The following is a 1,601-nucleotide window of genomic DNA, read 5'->3' on the forward strand; positions in this document are numbered from 1 at the left end:
GGGCGCGGTCCGGCCCGAGCCGGGCGATCACCTGGGCGCGCAGGATCTCGTCGCGGTAATTGGCCGACAGCTGCAGCGCCATCAGCTTGCTCCAGACCAGCGTGTCGGCCGGCCGCCACGGCTCGGGCCGGTTGCCGAGGAGATAGAACTCGGGCGGCAGCGCGCCCGGATGGCCGTCGATCCAGGCATTGACCCCGGCGGCGTAGCGGTCGAGGGCCGCGCGCATCTCCGGCGGCTGGGCGGCGACGTCGGCCTCGGCCAGGCGATAGAAGCCCAGCGTCCGCATCAGCTTGTCGAATTTCAGCCCGCCGGTGCCGATCAGCTCCGACAGCCGGCCGGCGCCGACCCGGCGCTGCAGCTCCATCTGCCACAGCCGGTCCTGGGCGTGCAGCCAGCCGAGGGCGAAATAGGCATCGCCGTCGCTCTGCGCGAAGATCGTCGGGACGCCGTGTTGGTCGCGATAGATCCGCACCGGGCCGGACAGGCCGTCGAGCGCGACGGTGCCCGATTCGGCGGGCACCCCGGTGCGCAGCCACCACAGGCCGCCGCCGGCCAGCACCACGAGCAGCAGCAGGAGGCAGGCCAGCGCGATCGCGCCGCGGCGAAGCCATCTCATCGATCACGTCTCCAGGCCGCCCGGGATCGGTCATGGCGGTGTGGTGTTATAATAATCTGTCCGTTTCGACGCGAGGCGCCACGGAGGCGCAGGGTCGGGCCGCGGCGTCGGATGCGCTTCGGTCTATTTTCGCGGGGGGCTAGCCAAGTGGCCGGCCTTGCCCGGATGATATGGAGGTGCCGCGCGTCCGGCGGCGGCCCAGCGTTCCAGGAGCGTTCGATGGAGTCCTTCGCCGACGCCCTCGCCATGGTCACCGCCCTCCGGCCGGAGGAGCCGGTCTACTGCCTGCGGCCCCGGGTGCTGCGGGAATCGGCGGCGGAATTCCAGCGCCAATTCCCCGGCACGGTGATGTACGCGGTCAAGTGCAACGACCATCCTGCGGTGCTGGCCGGGCTCCATGCCGGCGGCCTGCGCCATTTCGACGTCGCCTCGCTGAGCGAGATCGAGGCCGTCGCCGCGCTGCCCGGGACCGTGTCGCACTACATGCACCCGGTGAAGAACCGGCAGGCGGTCGAGCTGGCCTACCGCCGCTTCGGCATTCGCACCTTCGCGCTGGATCATGAGGAGGAACTGGACAAGATCCTGGCCGTGACCGACGGGGCGCGCGACCTGACGCTTGTGCTGCGGGTCGACATGCCGCGCTTCGATTCGGTCTGCGACCTCAGCGGCAAGTTCGGCGCCGAGGTCGAGGCCGCGCCGGGGCTGCTGCGCCGCATCGCCGCCACCGGCAACCGTGCCGGGCTGACCTTCCATGTCGGCTCGCAATGCCTCGACCCCGGCGCCTATGAGAGCGCGCTGACGATCTGCGCCGGCATCCTCGCCCGGGCCGGGGTCAGCGCGCCGGTGATCGATGTCGGCGGCGGCTTCCCGGCCGCCTATGTCGGCACCGCGGCGCCGCCGCTCTCCGCCTTCGTCGCCGCCATCCGCGCCGGGCTGGCCCGGCTGCCGGCCGATCCCGGCCGCGCCGTGTTCTGCGAGCCCGGCC

2 protein-coding genes are annotated in these 1,601 nt (G+C 72.0%); one reads left to right on the forward strand and one right to left on the reverse strand.

What is annotated here, in order from left to right; all coding sequences use genetic code 11:
• Window positions 1–616, reverse strand: a 616-nt coding sequence (locus P409_RS33835; RefSeq protein ID WP_034849045.1) for a penicillin acylase family protein, incomplete at its 3' end; no start/stop codon positions are given.
• Window positions 617–835: 219 nt separating this feature from the next.
• Here P409_RS33835 and P409_RS33840 point away from each other — a divergent pair.
• The coding region (locus P409_RS33840) for a type III PLP-dependent enzyme domain-containing protein (protein WP_034849047.1) at window positions 836–1,601 on the forward strand (766 nt) is incomplete at its 3' end.

This window comes from Inquilinus limosus MP06, from assembly GCF_000767795.1.
Lineage (GTDB): Bacteria > Pseudomonadota > Alphaproteobacteria > DSM-16000 > Inquilinaceae > Inquilinus > Inquilinus limosus_E.